This window comes from Ornithinicoccus halotolerans, from assembly GCF_009602535.1.
Classification (GTDB): Bacteria; Actinomycetota; Actinomycetes; order Actinomycetales; family Dermatophilaceae; genus Ornithinicoccus; species Ornithinicoccus halotolerans.
Map to the genome: position 1 here is coordinate 1 of NZ_WIQI01000058.1, position 17,453 is coordinate 17,453.

Genomic DNA, 17,453 nt, shown 5'->3' on the forward strand with positions numbered 1-17,453 from the left:
CTGCTCGCCGTCGGCGTCGCTGCGCCGCTCCTTCACGTAGGCCAGGTGGGTCTTGTACGGCTCCACCCGCGGCGGCGGTGGCGCGAGGGACGGGGCGGGGGGCAACGCGGGCCGCGGTCGGCAGGCTCATCGGCGGCTCTCCTGGCTGTGGTGGCTCTGGTGGCTGTGGTGGCTGTGGTGGCTGTGGTCGTGGTGGCCACGGCGGGGTTGGCGGGAGGTGCGGGCGGCGGGTGGTGGCTCGGGTCCGGTCTCGCGGGTGCGCTCGGCGGCGCGCAGCCGGACCGAGGCGGCGCGGGGGTTGGCCTCGACCTCGGCCATGTCGGCCTGCTCGGCGCCGCGGGTCAGCAGCCGCAGCCACGGCTGGTGCTCGGGCAGCTCGACCGGCAGGTCCGGCGGCGCGGAGCTGGTGGCACCGGCGGCGAGGGCGCGCTTGGTGATCCGGTCCTCCAGCGAGTGGTAGGACAGCACGACGATCCGGCCGCCGGTGGCCAGCCGGCCCAGCGCGGCCGGCAGCGCCGCGCGCCAGCTGGCCAGCTCGGCGTTGACCTCGATACGCAACGCCTGGAAGGTGCGCTTGGCCGGGTGGCCGCCGGTGCGGCGGGAGGCCGCCGGGACGACGTCGTGGAGCAGCTCGACCAGCGGGCCGGAGGTGCTGAACGGCTCCCGCTCCCGGCGCCGGACCACCGCGCGCGCGATCCGGCGGGCGAACCGCTCCTCGCCGTAGTCGCGCAGCAGCCGGGTCAGCTCCTCCTCGTCGTAGCCGTTGAGCACGTCCGCGGCGGTCGGGCCCTGCTGCTGGTCCATGCGCATGTCCAGCGGGGCGTCCACCCGGTAGGCGAAGCCGCGGGCGGCCTCGTCCAGCTGCAGCGAGGAGACACCGAGGTCGAACAGGGCGCCGGCCAGCCGGTCCACCCCGAGCTCGTCGAGCACGTCGGCCAGCTCGTCGTAGCGGGCGTGGACGCCGGTGAACCGGTCACCGAACCTGGCCAGCCGCTGCGCCGCCAGCGCGAGCGCCTCGGCGTCGCGGTCCAGCCCGACGACCCGCGCCCGCGGGTACCGCTCCAGCACCGCCTCGGCGTGGCCGCCCAGGCCCAGCGTCCCGTCCAGGTGCACCGGTCCGCCGGCGTCGCCGGTGTCCCCGCCGCCCGTCTCCCCCTGCTCGCCGGACAGCACCGGCGCCAGCAGTCCCACGACCCGGTCGCGCAGCACGGGCACGTGGCGCTCGGCGGGATCGCTGCTGCCCATGGCTGCTCCTTTCCGTTGCCGGGTCGGCCGTGGCGGGGGTCGGGTGGCGGGTGGTGGTGGGCCCTGGGGTCAGGTCCCCAACCGCTTCCTGCGCGGGCCGCCCGGCGCCGGGGAAGGGACGTCGGGTGGGCGAAGATCGCAGCTGGGCTCCGGCACCGGGGAAGGGATGTCGGAGCCCGGGGAACCGGGTGGAGACCTGGCGCCAGGGCCGTGGTCGGGGTCGAGGGTTGGGGGTTGGGGGTCGGGGTCGAGGTCGGGGTCACGGTCAAGTTCGGGTGGGAGGCCGCTACAGCAGCCCGGGGATCACCTCCTCGGACTGGTCGGCGAAGGCCTGCTCGGTCGACTCCAGGTAGGCCTCCCAGGCGGCGCTGTCCCAGACCTCGACCCGGGCACCGGCGCCGATGACGGTGCAGTCGCGGTCCAGCCCGGCGTACTCACGCAGCGCGGCCGGGATGGTGACCCGGCCCTGCTTGTCGGGGATCTCGTCGGAGGCGCCGGAGAGGAAGACGCGCTGGTAGTCGCGCACCGCCCGGCTGGTGGTGGGGGTGCTCTGCATCTGCTCGGCGATCCGCTCGAACTCGGTCATCGGGAAGACGTAGAGGCAGCGCTCCTGGCCCCGGGTGATGACCAGGCCGCCGGCGAGGCGCTCGCGGAACTTGGCGGGGAGGAACAGCCGGCCCTTGTCGTCGAGGCGGGGTTGGTGGGTGCCCAGGAACATCGACATCGAGCCCTCACCCCTTTCGCCGCCCGGTCGGGGACCCAACTGCCTCCGTGTTCCCCCACAATACTCCACTTCCCCCCACAGTCAACGTCGAACGGCCGTGAAACAGGCCCCGGATTGCTGCAAAGAAGCAGGTCAGTAACGGTGGGAGCGAAGTGGGGGAAGTCGCCGCGAACCCGCCGTTCCGACCGCCGTGCGCCGGGTGGGCCCAGCGGGAGCGCCGCGTGCCGCGGCCAGGGGTGGCGGCGCGACCGTCCGGCGCGCCGGCGGGGTGGGGGACGGTGGAGGACACCGCCGGCGGAGAGGTGGGGCAGCCAGCAGGCCGCCCGATGAGGCAGGATCGGGGTATGACGTTAGGGGCGCACAGCACCACCGAGGGCGTCGAGCGCACTCCTGTGGCGCAGGGGGCGGATGGGCTGGACGAGGCCGCGCTAGAGGCGGTGCGCGAGACCGCCGCGGGCATCCACGGGGCGATCAGCACCGTCATCGAGGGCAAGGAGGAGGCGGTCCGCACCGCGGTCACGGTGCTGCTGGCCGAGGGACACCTGCTCGTGGAGGACGTCCCCGGCGTCGGCAAGACGATGCTGGCCAAGGCGCTGGCACGCGCGATCGACTGCCGGGTCAGCCGGGTGCAGTTCACGCCCGACCTGCTGCCCAGCGACATCACCGGCGTGAGCGTGTTCAACCAGGACACCCGCGGCTTCGAGTTCCGGCCGGGGGCGATCTTCGCCAACGTGGTGGTCGGGGACGAGATCAACCGCGCCTCGCCGAAGACGCAGTCGGCGCTGCTGGAATCCATGGAGGAGCGCCAGGTCACCGTCGACGGCACCACCCACGCCCTCCCCCGGCCGTTCCTGGTGATGGCCACCCAGAACCCGATCGAGATGGAGGGCACCTACCCGCTGCCGGAGGCGCAGCGGGACCGGTTCATGGCCCGGATCTCGCTGGGCTACCCGGGGCCGGCGGCCGAGCTGGCGATGCTGGCCAGCCACGGAGAGCAGGACCCGCTGGCGGCGCTGACCCCCGTCACCAACGCCGAGAACGTGCAGGCCCAGGTGCTCTCGATCCGGCGGCTGCACGCCTCGCCGGCGCTGCGCCGCTACGTCGTCGACCTGTGCACCGCCTCCCGCCGTCACGACCTGCTGCGGCTGGGCGCCTCGCCGCGGGCCGCGCTGCACCTGCTGCGGGCCGCCCGCGCCCACGCGGCGCTGGGCGGGCGCGACCACGTCATCCCCGAGGACGTGCAGCACCTGGCCGGGCCGGTGCTGGCCCACCGGCTGCTGCTCACCGGGGAGGCGCAGCTGGCCCGGCGCACCCCGCACGACGTGGTGACCGACCTGGTCCGCCACACGCCCGTCCCCTCCGGGGCGTGATGCCGCGTCCCCAGGTTCTCACTCCCCGGGGGCGGTTGTTCCTCACCCTCGGGGGCCTCACCGTGCTCATCGGGACGGTGCTGGGCTACCCGGACGTCACCAGGGTCGGGGCGCTGCTGCTGGTGCTGCCGCTGCTGGTGCTGCTGTGGCTGCACCGCCGCACCCCCACGCTCCGCGTCGAGCGCGCGCTCAACCCCCCGCGGCTGGTCCCCGACCAGCCGGGCACCATCGAGCTCACCGTCACCAACACCGGCCGTAGCAGCACCCCGCTCTACCTCGCCGAGGAGCACCTGGACTACGCCCTCGGCGACCGGCCCCGGTTCCTGCTGCCGCGGCTGGTGCCGGGCGAGCGGGAGACCCTCGACTACGCGGTGCGCAGCCGGCACCGTGGCGCCTACCCGCTGGGGCCGCTGACGCTGCGGCTGCGGGACCCGTTCGGGCTGACCTACCTGGCGGTGCAGCTGCCGGAGACGGCCGAGCTGCTGGTGCTGCCGCAGGTGTGGCCGCTGGCCGCGGCGCCGCCGGGGGGCCAGGGCCGCGGCACCGAGGGGGAGCTGCCGCAGATGGTCGCGCTGCACGGCGAGGACGACGTCAGCATCCGGCAGTGGCGCGAGGGTGATGAGCTGCGCCGGGTGCACTGGCCGGCCACCGCCCACCGCGGCGAGCTGATGGTACGGCAGGAGGACCAGCCCTCCCGCCGCCGGGCGGTGCTGCTGCTGGACTGCCGCGCCGGCGCCTACCCGGGTCACGGGCTGCACCCGTCGTTCGAGTGGGCGGTCTCCGCGCTGGCCTCGGTCGCGCGGCACCTGGTCGCCGACGGCTACGTGGTGCACCTGCTCACCGACGACACGGTCCGGGACGGGACGGCCGGCACGCCGATGGAGCTGCCCGCGCTGCTGGAGCGGCTGGCGCGGGTGCAGCCGCACGGCCAGAGCGGGCTGGAGCCGCTGGCTGCGGCCGCGCACACCTTCACCAGCGGTGGGGTGCTGCTGGTCGCGGCCGTGTCCGCCTACGGCGAGGGCGACCTGCGCGACCTGGCCGCGGTGCACGATCCCGGCACCACCGCGCTGGCGATGGTCATCGACCGGGACGCCTGGTCGCCGGTCCGGGAGGAGCAGGAGGAGGTGGCCGGGAGCGCCGTGCGCGGCCCCGGCCCGAGGACCGGCGGGAGCACCTGGTCCCGCGGGCTGCTACGGGTGCTGGCCGAGACCGGCTGGCGCACCACGCTGGCCGGCCCCCACGACACCGTGCGCGGCGCCTGGGAGCAGCTGCGCGGCCGCATGCCGGCCGGGAGCCGGTCGTGACCGCCCCCGCGCCCGCTGCGGTCTCCCGGCTCGAGGACGGCCGGTGGGCCGAGTCGCTGCTGGCCGGGCTGGCCTGCCTGGCCGTGGTGTGGCCGCTCACCTCGCTGCTGCAGGACAACGGGTGGCTCTGGGACGGTGCCGCGATGGTGCTGGTCGTCAGCCTCGTCGGTGCGGTGTTGCGCACGCTCGGCGCCGGGCCGACCCTGGTGGTGCTGTGCCAGCTGCTGGCGGCCCTGACCGGCCTCACCGCCACCTACCTCGGGGACACGCTGCGGTGGGCCTGGCTGCCCACCGGCGACACGGTGCTCCGCGCCGGCACGCTGCTGCAGGAGTCCGGGCAGGTGCTCCAGCACTACGCCGCCCCGGCGCCGACGACCCCGGGCGTGGTGTTCCTCGTCGTCACGCTGCTGACGCTGACCGCCATCTCGGTGGACTCGATCGCGGTGGGCGCGCGGGCGCCGGCGCTGGCCGGCGGGCCGCTGGCGGCGGTGTTCCTGGTGTCGGTGTCCAACTCCGGGCAGGCGATGGCGCCGCAGTACTTCCTGGCGGCCGGGCTGGCCTGGCTGGCGCTGCTCGCCCAGCAGGGCGACCGTGCGGTACGGGAGTGGGCCTCGGCCGACCAGCACGCCCTCGGCTCCGGGCCGGCCGGCACCGCCCCCCGGGGTCACCGGCGCACCGCGCGGGTGCTCGGCGTCAGCACGGTGCTGGTGGCCCTGCTGGGCGCCTCCGTGCTCCCCCACCTGCCACCGACGTTCTTCAGCGAGGGGCTCGCCCGCAATCCTGACGCCCGCACCGTCGGCGGCGGCACCGCCAGCGTCGGGTTCACCACGACCATGGACCCCACCCAGGACCTGCACAACCGTTCCGAGGAGCCGGTGCTGGTCTACCGGACCAACGCGGTGCAGGCCGACGTGCTGCGGGTGACCGCGAGCAGCGTCTACGAGGACGACCGGTGGCAGCCGCCCGAAGAGGACACCCTCCCGGTCGAGGCGGGCAGCGGGCTGCCCACCGCCGAGCTGTGGCAGCGACGGGCCGAGGCCGACGAGCTGCCGGTCACCCCGCGACAGCTGGTCGTCGAGAACAACCGCCTCGAGTCTCCGCACCTCGCCGTGCCCTTCCCCTTCACCGGCCTCGAGATCGACGAGCCGTGGCAGCTCAACCCCGGGCCGGAGGCAGTCCGGGTCGAGGGCCAGGTCGACACCTACTCCGCCACCTACCTGCAGCTGGGCTCCTACCAGCGGCTGCCGGACGACGTCGGCGGCGGCCTGCAGGAGGACCTCCCCGACCGCTACCTGCACGTGCCGGACGATGCCCAGCCGGCGCTGGCCGCGCTGGCCGAGCAGGTCGTCCCCCAGGGCGCCGGGTCCACGCTGGAGGTGGCGGCCGCCATCCAGGAGCACCTGCGGAGTGCGCAGTACCGCTACGACCTGGAGCTGGCGCCCGGGGTGGCGGACGCCTCCGACCCGATCACCCACTTCCTGGACACCAGGCAGGGCTACTGCGTGCAGTTCGCGACCGCCATGGTGATGCTGGCCCGGCTGGAAGGCATCCCGGCCCGGATGGCGATCGGCTTCCTGCCCGGCACGCTGCAGGAGGACGGCAGCCGGGAGGTGCTGGCCTCCGACGCCCACACCTGGCCGGAGCTGCTGATCGACGGCCTGGGCTGGACCCGGTTCGAACCCACCCCCGGCAGCCGCACCGCCCTCGCCCCGATCCACACCGTCGACGAGCAGGGCGAGCAGGCCCCGGAGGTGCCCGAGGACGGGGCGCTGCCGGAGCCCACGCTGCCTGCGGAGGAGCTCGCCGGCGGCACCACTGACGAGGACACCGGCATCCTCGCCGACCTGGGACCGGTGCTGCTCCGGGCGCTGCTGGTCGCGGCGGTGCTGGCGCTGCTGCTAGCGCTGGTGCCGTGGGCGGCGCGGCGGTGGCGCGAGGCCGGCCTGCGGGAGGCCCACGACTACCCCGCCCGCATCGAGGGCGAGTGGCTGTGGCTCACCCGCTCACTGGAGGACATGGGCGTCGCGCCACCCGAGCCGCGCAGCCCCCGTGCCATGGGGAAGCACCTGAGCGACCGCACCCTGCTGGACCGGCGGGAGCACGAGGCGCTGGTGCGGGCGGCGCGCACGCTGGAGGCGAGCCGCTACGGGCGCCCGCTGCCGGAGCCGGAGCAGCAGCCGGCCCAGCGGCAGATGCACCGCGACGTGCGCACCGTGGTCGCCGGGGTGGAGCGGGACCTGCCGTGGAACATCCGCACCCAGGCCCGGCTGCTCCCTCGCAGCGCATGGCGGCAGCTGCGCAGCCTGCTGGGCCGCACGGACCGGCGGGAGAGCTCCACCGCCGCGAGCGCGACAGCGGGTGCAGAGCGACGCGGGTAGCCGCTACGGGCGGTGCAGCGCGAGCACCATCTCCCGCTCGACCAGGTCCGGACGCCGCGGGTGCTGGAACGTGCGGCCGGTGAACTGGTAGCCGCAGCGGCGGTAGAGCCCCATGGCGGCCGCGTTGTTGCTGGCCGCCTCGAGCAGGATCCGCCGCCGGCGCAGCGACCGGGCGACCGCCGCTCCCCCGCCCAGCAGCAGCTCCCCGACGCCACGGCCGCGCGCCTGGGGCACCACGTAGAGCGCGATCAGGTTGACGGCGTCGGGAGCTGCTCGTCGTAGGCCTGCGGCAGGATCCCAACGGTCCCCAGCGCGGTGCCGCTGCCTCCGCTTCCCGGGCCTGCAGGTAGTGCGCGCGGCTGGTGGCCTCGCTCGATCACTGTCTCTTGGACTGCACGAGCGTCAGCGTCACGCTGGCTGCCAGGTAGTAGCCGATGTAGGCCAGCGACACGGCGACCAGGAGCACGTTGCGATCCGGCAGATCGATGAGGATGACGGCGTAGAGCACGAGCCAGAGCCCGGCCAGCGCGAGGTTGAGCGCCCGGTGCGTGTTCGTCCGCGACGGGTAGAGGTACTTGATGGGCACGAAGACCAGGACGGCACACGCCAGGAGGATGGTGGCTGTCACGGCTGCTGAGAGCTCCAGCACGATGACGTAGAAGGCGACGACGTTCCAGTAGCTGGGGAACCCGAGGAAGAAGTGGTCGTCGGTCTTGGCGTCCGTGCGGCAGAACTGGTAGCTCGAGGCCAGCAGCGGGATCATGGCCACGACCATTCCCCACGTGCCGGCCGGCAGGTGGCCAGTGGTCCACAGCAGGACCATGGGCGCGAAGGCGTAGGTGATGTAGTCGACGATGTCGTCGAGCCGGGCCCCGTCGAAGGTGGGGATGGTCTCCTTGACCCGCAGCCGGCGCGCCAGCAGCCCGTCCGTGCCGTCGATGAACAGGGCGGCCAGCAGCAGCCACAACGCCCGCACCGTGTCGCCGTCCACGGCCGCGATGACAACCAGGATGCCCAGCACGGTGCCGCTCGCGGTGTAGGCGTGCAGCGCCCACCCGCCGGCGCGCAGGCGCACCGACGGCACGCTCGGCCCGGGAACCGCGTCGATGGTCATCAAGGCCCCCTGGTGCAGTCGGACGAAGCCGTTCGGACGTGCAGAGTCTTCCACACCCGGTCACCGGTCGGTGACCGATCCATGCCACAGAGCTGCCGACAGCGCTGTCCTACCCGTCAGTCATGCAGGTGCCTCGTAGACCATCGACCTGCATCACGTACCGCTCCCGGTCGAGACGTCAGTCCAGGTAGTCGCGCACTAGGAACGGCTCTGCGCTGTGCTGCGCCGCACGGTAAGCGTGCAGGTCAGGAGCGCTGTGCAATGAGACATTCAGATCAGGGATAACCACGCCTCAAAAGGAGAGGCTGGAAAACCCCTGGGTGGCAGGAATCCCTGATACTTGCCCCCGACTCACCCGTCAGCCATCTTGCTGGCGGGTTCATTTATGCCCAGAGAAAGGAGAAGAACCATGAGAGGACACATCTACCGCAGGCGCAGGCCTGACGGCTCGTGGAGCCGCTGGTACGCCGTACTGGACCTCCCCAAGGGAGCCGACGGGTCCCGTCGCCAGCGGACCACCACCCACGACACCAAGCGGAACGCTCAGGCCTGGCTTGCCCAGGTATCCCAGGAGATGCGGGCGCGCGGTGCCGCTGCCTCCGCCGTCCCGGGCCTGCAGGTAGTGCGCGCGACTCGTGGCCTCGCACCACTGCGCCTCCCCCAGTCGGCGACGTCGGCGTGGGTCACCCAGAACGCGTCCGGGGCCTCCAGCAGCATCTGCCGCCGCAAGTCGCGGTGGCTGCGCCAGTCCTGCTCGGTCACCCGGTGCAGGCCCACCGAGCCCACCGCGGGGAACTGGGGCTGGAGGTCGAGGTGGTCGGCCACGGCGTCACTGTACGGCGCCCGGGGTGGTCGGAGAGGCGCACCCGGCGACGGCCCTAGTGGGACCGGCTGCGCTGTAGGCTGAGTTCACGGAGCCATTCAGGCTTCCGACCGAGGAGCCCATCATGGCCGACAAGTCGCCGCGTCAGCAGCTGTCCAAGAAGTCCGGCAAGAGCCTGAAGCAGAAGCGTGCCGACAAGGCCGCCAAGGCGGCCAAGAAGCGGCCCGGGGACGAGTAGCGGGTCTCGCTCAGTAGAGGAACATCGGCTTGCCCCGCACGTGGCGCACCCGGGGACGGTAGTTCGGCTCGTCGTAGAGCTCTCCCACGTCGACCCGCTTGACCCCCTCGCCGGTCACCGCGATGGGCACGCTGGTGTAGGTGCCGTTGCGGAGCGCCACCATCCGCCCGGTCGAGCCGTCCAGCGCGAGGTCGGCAGCCATCACGGCGTAGTTGGTCGCCACCATGAGGTCCAGGGAGTCCGGGCTGCCGGAACGCATCAGGTAGCCCACCTGCTGGTGGACGATGCCCTCACCGGTGCGCTCCTTGATCAGCTCGCCGGTGAGCTGGCCGATGCCTCCCAGCTTGCGGTGGCCGTAGGCGTCCTCCTCACCCGACAGCACCATGTCACCGCCGCGGATGGAAGCCCCCTCGGAGACGGTGAGCATGGCGTAGCCGGAGGGGTTGCGCTTTTTGTCGGCGACGATCAGCTCGCAGACCCGGTCGATGTCGAAGGGCACCTCGGAGATCAGCGCCCGGTCGACTCCGGCCAGGTACGCCGTGATCAGCGAGGTCTCACCGCTGTAGCGGCCGAACAGCTCGACGACGGCGATCCGCTCGTGCGACCCGGCCGAGGTGCGCAGGTTGTGGATGAACTGCACGCCGCGGGTGACGGCGGTCGAGAAGCCGATGCAGTAGTCGGTGCCGTGCACGTCGTTGTCCATGGTCTTGGGGATGGCGATGGTCGGCACCCCCTCCTGGTGCATCCGCAGCCCGTAGGACAGCGTGTCGTCCCCGCCGATGGGGATGAGGACGTCGATGCCGACGTGCTGCAGCACGGCCAGCACGTGGTCGGTGAGGTCGTGCGGGCCCTCGCCCGTCACGCGGTCGGCGAGGAAGGACGGCACCTCGCTCTGCCGCATCCGGCTCGGGTTGGTCCGGGAGCTGTGCAAGAACGTGCCGCCGGTGCGGTCCACCGTGCGCACCCGGCCGGGGTCGAGCGTGATCAGGTTGGCCGCCACCGAGTCGGGGTCCGCGGGGTCCGTCGTGACCAGTCCTGCCCACCCTCGCCTGATGCCCACGACCTCGTGCCCCTCGTCGTGCACCCGGTTGACGACCGCCTTGATGCAGGGGTTGAGGCCGGGCACGTCTCCCCCGCCGGTCAGGATTCCGATGCGCATCGGCCCACCCTAGCGAGGATGCGGCCGCCGGGACGGCGAGCAGGCCAGGCACCGAGGAGGTGTCTGGCCTGCGCGAAGGCGGGTCGGAAACGCTGGCGTCAGGGCACCTGGTCCCGCACGTCAGAAGCCTGCGCGCCGCCAACCCGGCCGGCGCTTAGCGGTTTGAACGCCATCGCAGCGTCCGCTTAGCTGTTTGAACGGGCAAATAGTCATGGGTAGGTAAAGAACTCCTCTACGTTCTCCCCAGTGGCTGATCCACACCGGGTCACCGATGACACCACACGGAGAGGTGGGCAACATGAAGGCGAGAGGTAGGTGGATGGGTCGAGCGACCAGCGCGCTGGCCCTGACGGCATCGGGGTCACTGGTGGTCGGTGGCTTGGCCTATGCGGACAACGTGCGGAACGATGTCGTGGGCGAGAACCGCAGCCGCACGATTGCGGTCGGGACGAGCACGACGGTGAACTACCACATCCAGGCAACTGGCGGCACCTGTGATGCGAGGGACGGATCCCCGGTGACGGTCACGATCGTGGCTCCCGCGGCAGTGACACCCACCCCCCGGAGCGTGCAGTTCAGCGACTGTGGTGAGCAGAACGCCAAGGCCGTCACCTTCTCCTCGGCGCAGTCGGGCTCCTACGCCGTGGCGAGCACATGGTCCGACGTCGCCGGGGACTACAACACCACTCCCTCGAACTTCATGCTGCACGTCTCGGCGCCGACCAACACGTCCCCCACGGTCAGTATCGGTGGCGTCGCGCAGGACGCCAGCTACAACAAGGGCTCGGTGCCGGCGGCCACGTGTGAGGTGACCGACGCCGAGGACGGCAACAGCACCTTCCCGGCTACCTTGAGCTCGGTCACCGGCGCCAACGCCTCCGACGGGGTCGGGTCACAGACGGCCAGCTGTTCCTACACCGACCGCGGTGGCCTGACGGACTCGGCTTCGGCGACCTACGGCATCGTGGACCCGTCGGCACCGGTCGTCTCCTCCGTTCTCAGCCCGGCATCGCCGGACGGCAACGACGGCTGGTACACGACGGACGTCAACCTGACGTGGACCGTCACCGAGCCAGAGTCTCCCGGCTCTCTGGTGAAGACCGGCTGCGCGAGCCAGGCGATCACCGACGACCAGCAAGCGACCAGCTACAGCTGCTCCGCGACCAGCGCCGGTGGGTCGGCTGCCGAGCAGCGCGTGACCATCAAGCGGGACGGCACCGCGCCCAGCGTGAGCTACGACGGCGTCGTGCTCGGGACGGCGGGAGCCAACGGCTGGTACACCTCCGACGTGACGGCGGGGTTCTCCGCCACCGACGCTGTCTCCGGTCCAACCACTGCCGCTGCGACCGTGACCACCAGCGGACAGGGAGCCGCGGTCCTCGCCGCCAGCCCGGTGTTCACCGACGCCGCCGGCAACGCCAGCGAGGCGGGCGCGGTCAGCAGGACCTACAAGATCGACCAGTCGGCCCCCACCAACGTCGCCTTCGTGGGTGGACCGTCGGCGGCGAGCAGCCACCACTTCGGGAGCGTGCCTGCCGCTCCCACCTGCACCGCGGATGACGCCGTCTCCGGACTCGCCAGCTGCGTGGTCGAGGGCTACTCCACCGCGGTGGGCCCCCACACCATGACCGCGACGGCTACGGACAACGCCGGTAACACGGTCAGCGTGGGGAGCAGCTACACCGTGCTGAGCTGGACGACTGCCGGGTTCTACGCTCCCGTCGACATGGGCGGCGTGCTCAACCGCGTCAAGGGCGGCAGCACGGTTCCGCTGAAGTTCGAGCTGTTCGCCGGCCCGAGGGAGCTGGACACCACGGCCGCCGTCGTCGGGTTCACGACGATGAAGGTCACCTGTGAAACTGGGACTGACGAGGCTCCCGTGGAGACGGTGACCACTGGTGGCACCAGCCTGCGCTACGACAGCACCGCCGGTCAGTTCATCCAGAACTGGAAGGTGCCGACAACGGTCGGGTGCTACCGGGCGACGGTGAAGGCGGCCGACGGGTCGTCGACCAGCGCGGACTTCAAGGTCGTGAAGTAGCCGCGCTGACGTCAGCCAAAGGAAGGTCCCAGGCCGGTGGCCTGGGACCTTCCTTTGCCGCGCGCGGCACCCGAGCAGGTGCAGCACCGGGGAGAGCTGTGACGTGGACCCGCGGAGGCAAAGCGCCGGCAGCTACTCCTCGCTGAGCAGCCTGAACGCGCTCGCCCGGTCCTTGACCCGCAGCTTGCGCAGCACGGTGGAGACGTGCACCCGCACGGTCGACGGTGACAGGAACAGCCTGCCCGCGACGTCCTCGGTGGACAGCCCCTGAGCCAGCAGCTCCATCACCTCCCACTCCCGGGCGCTCAGCTTGCTGGCCGCCGCCGACCTGCGCACGAAGCGCCGCCGGGACGGCGCCCGGAACTCCTCGAGGACTCGGGCCACCAGTCCGGCAGGCATGGCGGCCTCTCCGGCCAGGACGCCGCGCAGGGCACCGGGCAGGTTGGCGGGGTCGGTGTCCTTGAGCAGATACCCGGAGGCGCCGGCGCGAAGAGAGTCGAATAGGTCGTCGTCCTCCTTCGACTGGGTGAGCATGACGATGGCCGTTTGTGGCAGGGCCCGGCTGATCTGGACAGCCGCCTGGATTCCGCTGCCCGGCATGTGGATGTCCAGGAGCACGACGTCAGGCCGGTGCTCCAGCGCCAGCCGGACCGCCTCAGGAGCGCTGGCTCCCTCCGCGCAGACCTCGCAGTTTCCTTCCTCCAGCGCCTGCCTGATCCGCGCCCGGATGTGGGCATGGTCGTCGGCCATGACGATCCGGATACCGGGCTGGGCTACCACGTCACCGTCACCACGCTGCCTGTCCCGGTGGAGGCGTCGATGCGGAAGGAACCCGGCAGTGCGCTGGCCCGGTCCCGCATACTCGTCAGTCCGTAGCCGGTGCTCGTGGAGGCAGTCCCGACGTCGAACCCTCGGCCGTCGTCCTGGATGGACAGCCGCCTGCACCCGCCCTCACGGGACAGCCTGACGACCACGCGAGCGGCCTTGCCGTGGCGCGCCGCGTTGGACACCGCTTCGCGGGTGATACGGGTCAAGGCGTGCTGCTGGTGCGGCAGCGCGTCCACCGAGTCGTCCAGGTCGACTTCCAGGTCCACCGCGTACCGCTCGGCCAGCTCCGTGGCTGCCCGGTGCAGCCGGAACCCCAACGGCTCCGTGCCAGAGCTGTCAAGCGCGTGCACGGCCGCCCGGGCCTCGTCCAGGGCGCGGTCGCACGCGTGCGTGATACGGCCGCGGGCTGGTGACTCGACCGGTATGCCGTGACTCTCCAGACGGATGTAGGCAAGCTCCTGAATGACCCCGTCGTGCAGTTCCCGGGCCAGTCGTCGCCGATCCTCGAGCACCGCCGCCTTGGTCTGCGCGTTCCAGTACTGGCTCAGCTCCCGCGCAGCACCCACCAGGAGCAATAAGTAGAAGCCGGTGCGGAGGAGATCGCCGGTGTAGAGCCAGTCGGTGTAGAGGGACGGGAAGAGTGCGTAGTGGACGCGCGCGCAGGCCCCGAGCGCACAGGCCGGACCCAGCCAGCGCAGCAGTGCGTCACCGCGACGGACCGCCTGCGCCGTGAAGGCGATGGAGGCAATGCCGAAGCAGATCGCCGACGCGCCCTGGGCGAGGATGAACAGCGGGTGCCCGGTGAGGAGGGGGGGCTGCACCGCAGGGGGGACGTACGCCTGTCCCACCGCCGTGGGCAGCCGGGAGCCCAGCACAGCAAGCACCATGACCACTGCGGTGACCAGGACGACCGGCCCGAGCACCAACCACACTCCGGCAGACCGCCCCGTCCGCCTGCGCGAGCGGGACAGCGCCGCCAGCGCGATGAGGACAGCACCGATGAGCCGCACCGTCAGCGGCAGCCAGACATGGAAGGCCCCGCCAGGCTGACCAGCGAGTGGCCCCGCGAAGTAGGTCAGGCCCACTCCGGCCACCGCCAGGAGTACAAGGCCTTCAGCCAGCAGCAGGTCCTGGAGCGTGCGAGCGCGCACGAACCTTCCGTAGACCAGGTATGCCGCCAGGAACGCCACGCAGGCATCGACCGTGTCCAGCATCAGGTGCAGCGAGGGGCTGCGGTAGACGAAGCCGAGATACGGGGTCCACAGGATCAGGGCTGTCACCGCGACACCGACCGCCCACCCCGCCGCGGTCAGGTGCGCTGGCGCCACTGTGCGCACTATGGCTCCACCTGTGCTGTCGGGGGCCCTTTCACCCGCCACATAGCGGGGAGCCTAATGCACCGGTGGCGCCGAACCCCGGCCGATCACGATGCCGACACGCAGCTGCAGCAGCGCCGGGCCGACCCACGCCCCAGCAGGTCAGGTGCCACAGTAAGGCACCTGGCCTGCGGCGACGCGTCCCATCGAAGGGTGAGGTCGTCAGTCCAGGTAGTCGCGCAGCACCTGGGACCGGGAGGGGTGCCGCAGCTTGGACATCGTCTTGGACTCGATCTGGCGGATCCGCTCGCGGGTGACGCCGTAGACCTTGCCGATCTCGTCCAGCGTCTTGGGCTGGCCGTCGGACAGGCCGAACCGCATCGAGACGACACCGGCCTCCCGCTCGGACAGCGTGTCCAGCACCGAGTGCAGCTGCTCCTGCAGCAGCGTGAAGGACACCGCGTCGGAGGGCACGACCGCCTCGGAGTCCTCGATGAGGTCCCCGAACTCGGAGTCGCCGTCCTCCCCCAGCGGGGTGTGCAGCGAGATCGGCTCACGGCCGTACTTCTGCACCTCGACGACCTTCTCCGGGGTCATGTCGAGCTCGGCGGCCAGCTCCTCAGGGAGCGGCTCGCGGCCCAGGTCCTGCAGCATCTGCCGCTGCACCCGGGCGAGCTTGTTGATGACCTCGACCATGTGCACCGGGATCCGGATGGTGCGGGCCTGGTCGGCCATGGCGCGCGTAATCGCCTGCCGGATCCACCAGGTGGCGTAGGTGGAGAACTTGTATCCCTTGGTGTAGTCGAACTTCTCCACCGCGCGGATCAGGCCCAGGTTGCCCTCCTGGATCAGGTCCAGGAACAGCATGCCGCGGCCGGTGTACCGCTTGGCCAGCGAGACCACCAGGCGGAGGTTGGCCTCCAGCAGGTGGTTCTTGGCCATCTTGCCGTCGTGGGCGATCCAGCGCAGCTCGCGGACGTGCTTGGCGTCCACCTTCTCCCCGGAGGCCAGCTTCTCCTCGGCGAACAGGCCGGCCTCGATGCGCTTGGCGAGCTCGACCTCCTGCTCGGCGTTGAGCAGGGCGACCTTGCCGATCTGCTTCAGGTAGTCCTTGACCGGGTCGGCGGTGGCGCCGGCGGTGACGACCTGCTGCGCCGGCGCGTCCTCATCGTCGGCGGCCGACAGCACGAAGCCGTCGTCCTCGGCGTCGATGCCCTTGGCGGGCAGCTTCGGGCCGACGGTGGTGTCCTCGGTCGTGGCCGCGTCACCGGCCTCCTCGATGTCCAGCTCGTCGGCGTCCTCGGCGTCCTCGTCCGGCTCCTCGGCCACCTCGGCGACCGGGTCGCTCTTCTTCTTCCGGCCACCGCTGCTCTTCTTGGCCGGCGCGGCGTCCGCGTCGGGCTCGACGTCACCAGCCGAACCGGCGGCGGCCTCGGCGGCGGCGCGGGTGGTGCCGCCCTTGGTGGCTGCCGTCGTGGTGGCGGTCGAGCCGGACGTGGTGCCCGACGTGGCCGTGCTCGACTTCTTCCTCGACCTGGTGGCGGGCTTGGCCTTGGTGCTGGCCTTGGTCGCGCTGCCGTTGGCGCTGGCGCTCTCCCCCGTGGGCTCCTGCGCGGTGGCCTCGGCGGCGTCGGTGGCGGTCGCCTCGCTGTCGGCCTTGGTGGTCGTGGTCTTGCGCGACCTGCTGGACTTGGTGGTGGTCGTCTTCTTGGACGTGCTCACTGCGGACTCCGTCCCGGTGCGGTCCGCGTCCCCGGAGTCCGTGTCCTCGCTGCTGCTACGCGAGGACGTGGTGCCCTTGGAGGCGGCGCTGGCCTTGTTGGTGCTACGACGGGTGGTCTTGCGCGTCGGTGTCGCGGCGGTGCCGTCGTCGCGAACCTCCACCGCATTGTCGCTGAAGACACGCAGGACCTTGCGCATCCGCTTGGCCGGGAGCTCGGTGCGCTCCAGGGCCTCACGGATCTCCGAGAGGGTCAGGTGGCCCTGTTTCGTGCCCTTCTCCCAGAGGGAGTAGAGCACGGGGTTGGTGAACTCTTCCGGAAGCGCGGTCGCGTCGGCCTGGGCGGTCCCTGCCGTCTTCGCTGTCACGGGTGGCATCAACTACTTTCTGCGGAGCGGCCTCACCCCTGCCTTCATGGGCACCACGAAGGCCCGGCGATGGGGGTGGCTGGGTGTCGTGGACGGACCGGAGGGCTGCTGTCCGGCCAGCCGCTGGCTACCATTATAAAACCCACCCGTCCCCGCTGATGTTCCCGGGCAGCCATCTGCCCTGCTCACCGGCCTCATCAGGCCGTTCCCGAGTCAGTCGTCGGGGGTTGACTTCACCGCCAGCACCGGGCAGGAGGCGTCCAGCAGGATGCGCTGGGCGTTGGAGCCCAGGATCAGCTTGCCGACCGGGGTGCGCCGGCGCAGGCCGATCACGATGAAGTCGGCGTTGCTCTCCTCGGCCACGTCCACCAGGTCCTCGGCGGGGTCGTTGCCGCGGACCAGCTGGCGCACCTCGTGCTCGATGCCGTCGGCGTCCAGCTGCTGCTGCACGTCGGCGAGGGCGTCCTCGAACTTGGCGGCTTCCTCGGCGCTGAAGTCGCGCCCGCCGCGATGGGAGTTGACCACGACCAGCTTCGTCCGCCGCAGCTGGGCCTCCTGAGCCGCCCGGCGCAGGGCCGCACGGCCCTCCTTGGTCGGGATCCAGCCCACGATGATCGCCATGCCACACACCTTCCGTCGTGCCGTTGCGGCGAGGTTACACGGACCTCCGGCCCTCACCCGGTAGGAGGCGGGGTCAGCGCCCCTCGAGTGCCTTGTACAGGGCGACCGCCAGCGCCTCGGGGTCCCGGGCCGGCACGGCGGCGGGGGTGCCGTCGCGCAGCGCGAACCGCACGACCCCCAGGCCCGGCCCGGGCCGGCCGTCCG

The 17,453-nt window shown here is 71.8% G+C and carries 13 protein-coding genes and 2 pseudogenes; 4 read left to right on the top strand and 11 right to left on the bottom strand.

What is annotated here, in order from left to right:
• The 3 genes and pseudogenes from GFJ45_RS10545 to mraZ form a co-directional block, all read right to left on the bottom strand.
• Positions 1-81: pseudogene (locus GFJ45_RS10545) on the bottom strand (RNA polymerase-binding protein RbpA); the annotation flags it as partial.
• A 45-nt stretch (positions 82-126) separates the two neighbouring features.
• Complete coding sequence (rsmH, locus tag GFJ45_RS10550; RefSeq protein ID WP_153396954.1) at positions 127-1,245, bottom strand: 16S rRNA (cytosine(1402)-N(4))-methyltransferase RsmH; 1,119 nt, start codon at positions 1,243-1,245, stop codon at positions 127-129.
• Positions 1,246-1,531: 286 nt separating this feature from the next.
• A complete protein-coding gene (gene mraZ, locus GFJ45_RS10555; protein ID WP_153396981.1) occupies positions 1,532-1,963 on the bottom strand; it encodes a division/cell wall cluster transcriptional repressor MraZ in 432 nt (143 codons plus the stop codon).
• A gap of 350 nt (positions 1,964-2,313) precedes the next feature.
• Between mraZ and GFJ45_RS10560 the strand changes: the two genes are divergently transcribed.
• From GFJ45_RS10560 to GFJ45_RS10570, 3 genes are read left to right on the top strand one after another with little or no spacing between them, the layout of a single operon-like run.
• Positions 2,314-3,339 carry an AAA family ATPase gene (locus GFJ45_RS10560; RefSeq protein ID WP_153396956.1) on the top strand — a complete coding sequence of 342 codons (1,026 nt, stop codon included), beginning with the start codon at positions 2,314-2,316 and terminating at the stop codon, positions 3,337-3,339.
• On the top strand, positions 3,339-4,643 hold the full coding sequence (locus GFJ45_RS10565; protein WP_228386850.1) for a DUF58 domain-containing protein: 1,305 nt from the start codon (positions 3,339-3,341) through the stop codon (positions 4,641-4,643). The genes GFJ45_RS10560 and GFJ45_RS10565 overlap by 1 nt, the downstream gene beginning before the upstream one ends.
• A complete protein-coding gene (locus GFJ45_RS10570; RefSeq protein WP_153396961.1) occupies positions 4,640-7,021 on the top strand; it encodes a transglutaminase family protein in 2,382 nt (793 codons plus the stop codon). The genes GFJ45_RS10565 and GFJ45_RS10570 overlap by 4 nt, the downstream gene beginning before the upstream one ends.
• 3 nt (positions 7,022-7,024) lie before the next feature.
• On the opposite strand, the pseudogene GFJ45_RS10575 reads toward GFJ45_RS10570, so the two are convergent.
• From GFJ45_RS10575 to GFJ45_RS10590, 4 genes and pseudogenes are all read right to left on the bottom strand, one after another.
• Positions 7,025-7,279 (bottom strand): annotated as a pseudogene (locus GFJ45_RS10575) (GNAT family N-acetyltransferase); the annotation flags it as partial.
• A gap of 118 nt (positions 7,280-7,397) precedes the next feature.
• On the bottom strand, positions 7,398-8,135 hold the full coding sequence (locus GFJ45_RS10580) for a CDP-alcohol phosphatidyltransferase family protein (RefSeq protein ID WP_153396965.1): 738 nt from the start codon (positions 8,133-8,135) through the stop codon (positions 7,398-7,400).
• Positions 8,136-8,678: 543 nt separating this feature from the next.
• Positions 8,679-8,960: a hypothetical protein gene (locus tag GFJ45_RS10585; protein ID WP_153396967.1), complete on the bottom strand. Its 282-nt coding sequence runs from the start codon at positions 8,958-8,960 to the stop codon at positions 8,679-8,681.
• 246 nt (positions 8,961-9,206) lie between these two features.
• Positions 9,207-10,355, bottom strand: coding sequence for a 6-phosphofructokinase (locus tag GFJ45_RS10590; protein ID WP_153396969.1), 1,149 nt, complete (start codon positions 10,353-10,355; stop codon positions 9,207-9,209).
• 517 nt (positions 10,356-10,872) lie between these two features.
• Here GFJ45_RS10590 and GFJ45_RS10595 point away from each other — a divergent pair.
• Positions 10,873-12,396, top strand: a complete 1,524-nt coding sequence (locus tag GFJ45_RS10595) for a PxKF domain-containing protein (RefSeq protein ID WP_194288619.1) — start codon at positions 10,873-10,875, stop codon at positions 12,394-12,396.
• Positions 12,397-12,528: 132 nt separating this feature from the next.
• Here GFJ45_RS10595 and GFJ45_RS10600 read toward each other — a convergent pair whose 3' ends face one another.
• The 4 genes from GFJ45_RS10600 to GFJ45_RS10615 form a co-directional block, all read right to left on the bottom strand.
• The gene (locus tag GFJ45_RS10600) at positions 12,529-13,146 is read right to left on the bottom strand and encodes a response regulator (protein WP_228386849.1); all 618 of its coding nucleotides are present in this window, start codon (positions 13,144-13,146) and stop codon (positions 12,529-12,531) included.
• 23 nt (positions 13,147-13,169) lie between these two features.
• Positions 13,170-14,504, bottom strand: coding sequence for a sensor histidine kinase (locus tag GFJ45_RS10605; RefSeq protein WP_194288620.1), 1,335 nt, complete (start codon positions 14,502-14,504; stop codon positions 13,170-13,172).
• A 258-nt stretch (positions 14,505-14,762) separates the two neighbouring features.
• Positions 14,763-16,628 (bottom strand): RNA polymerase sigma factor, encoded by a 1,866-nt coding sequence (locus tag GFJ45_RS10610; RefSeq protein ID WP_323368729.1) that lies wholly within the window; start codon positions 16,626-16,628, stop codon positions 14,763-14,765.
• Between the two features lie 213 nt (positions 16,629-16,841).
• Entirely contained in the window at positions 16,842-17,249 is a 408-nt protein-coding gene (locus GFJ45_RS10615) for a universal stress protein (protein ID WP_153396979.1), read from the bottom strand.
• Positions 17,250-17,453 lie beyond the last annotated feature (204 nt).

Coding starts and splice junctions, on each gene's coding strand:
- GFJ45_RS10565 (WP_228386850.1), top strand. CDS start 3,339: ATGCCGCGTCCCCAGGTTCTCACTCCCCGGGGGCGGTTGTTCCTCACC.
- GFJ45_RS10615 (WP_153396979.1), bottom strand. CDS start 17,249: ATGGCGATCATCGTGGGCTGGATCCCGACCAAGGAGGGCCGTGCGGCC.
- GFJ45_RS10600 (WP_228386849.1), bottom strand. CDS start 13,146: ATGGCCGACGACCATGCCCACATCCGGGCGCGGATCAGGCAGGCGCTG.
- GFJ45_RS10560 (WP_153396956.1), top strand. CDS start 2,314: ATGACGTTAGGGGCGCACAGCACCACCGAGGGCGTCGAGCGCACTCCT.
- GFJ45_RS10580 (WP_153396965.1), bottom strand. CDS start 8,135: ATGACCATCGACGCGGTTCCCGGGCCGAGCGTGCCGTCGGTGCGCCTG.
- GFJ45_RS10590 (WP_153396969.1), bottom strand. CDS start 10,355: ATGCGCATCGGAATCCTGACCGGCGGGGGAGACGTGCCCGGCCTCAAC.
- mraZ (WP_153396981.1), bottom strand. CDS start 1,963: ATGTTCCTGGGCACCCACCAACCCCGCCTCGACGACAAGGGCCGGCTG.
- rsmH (WP_153396954.1), bottom strand. CDS start 1,245: ATGGGCAGCAGCGATCCCGCCGAGCGCCACGTGCCCGTGCTGCGCGAC.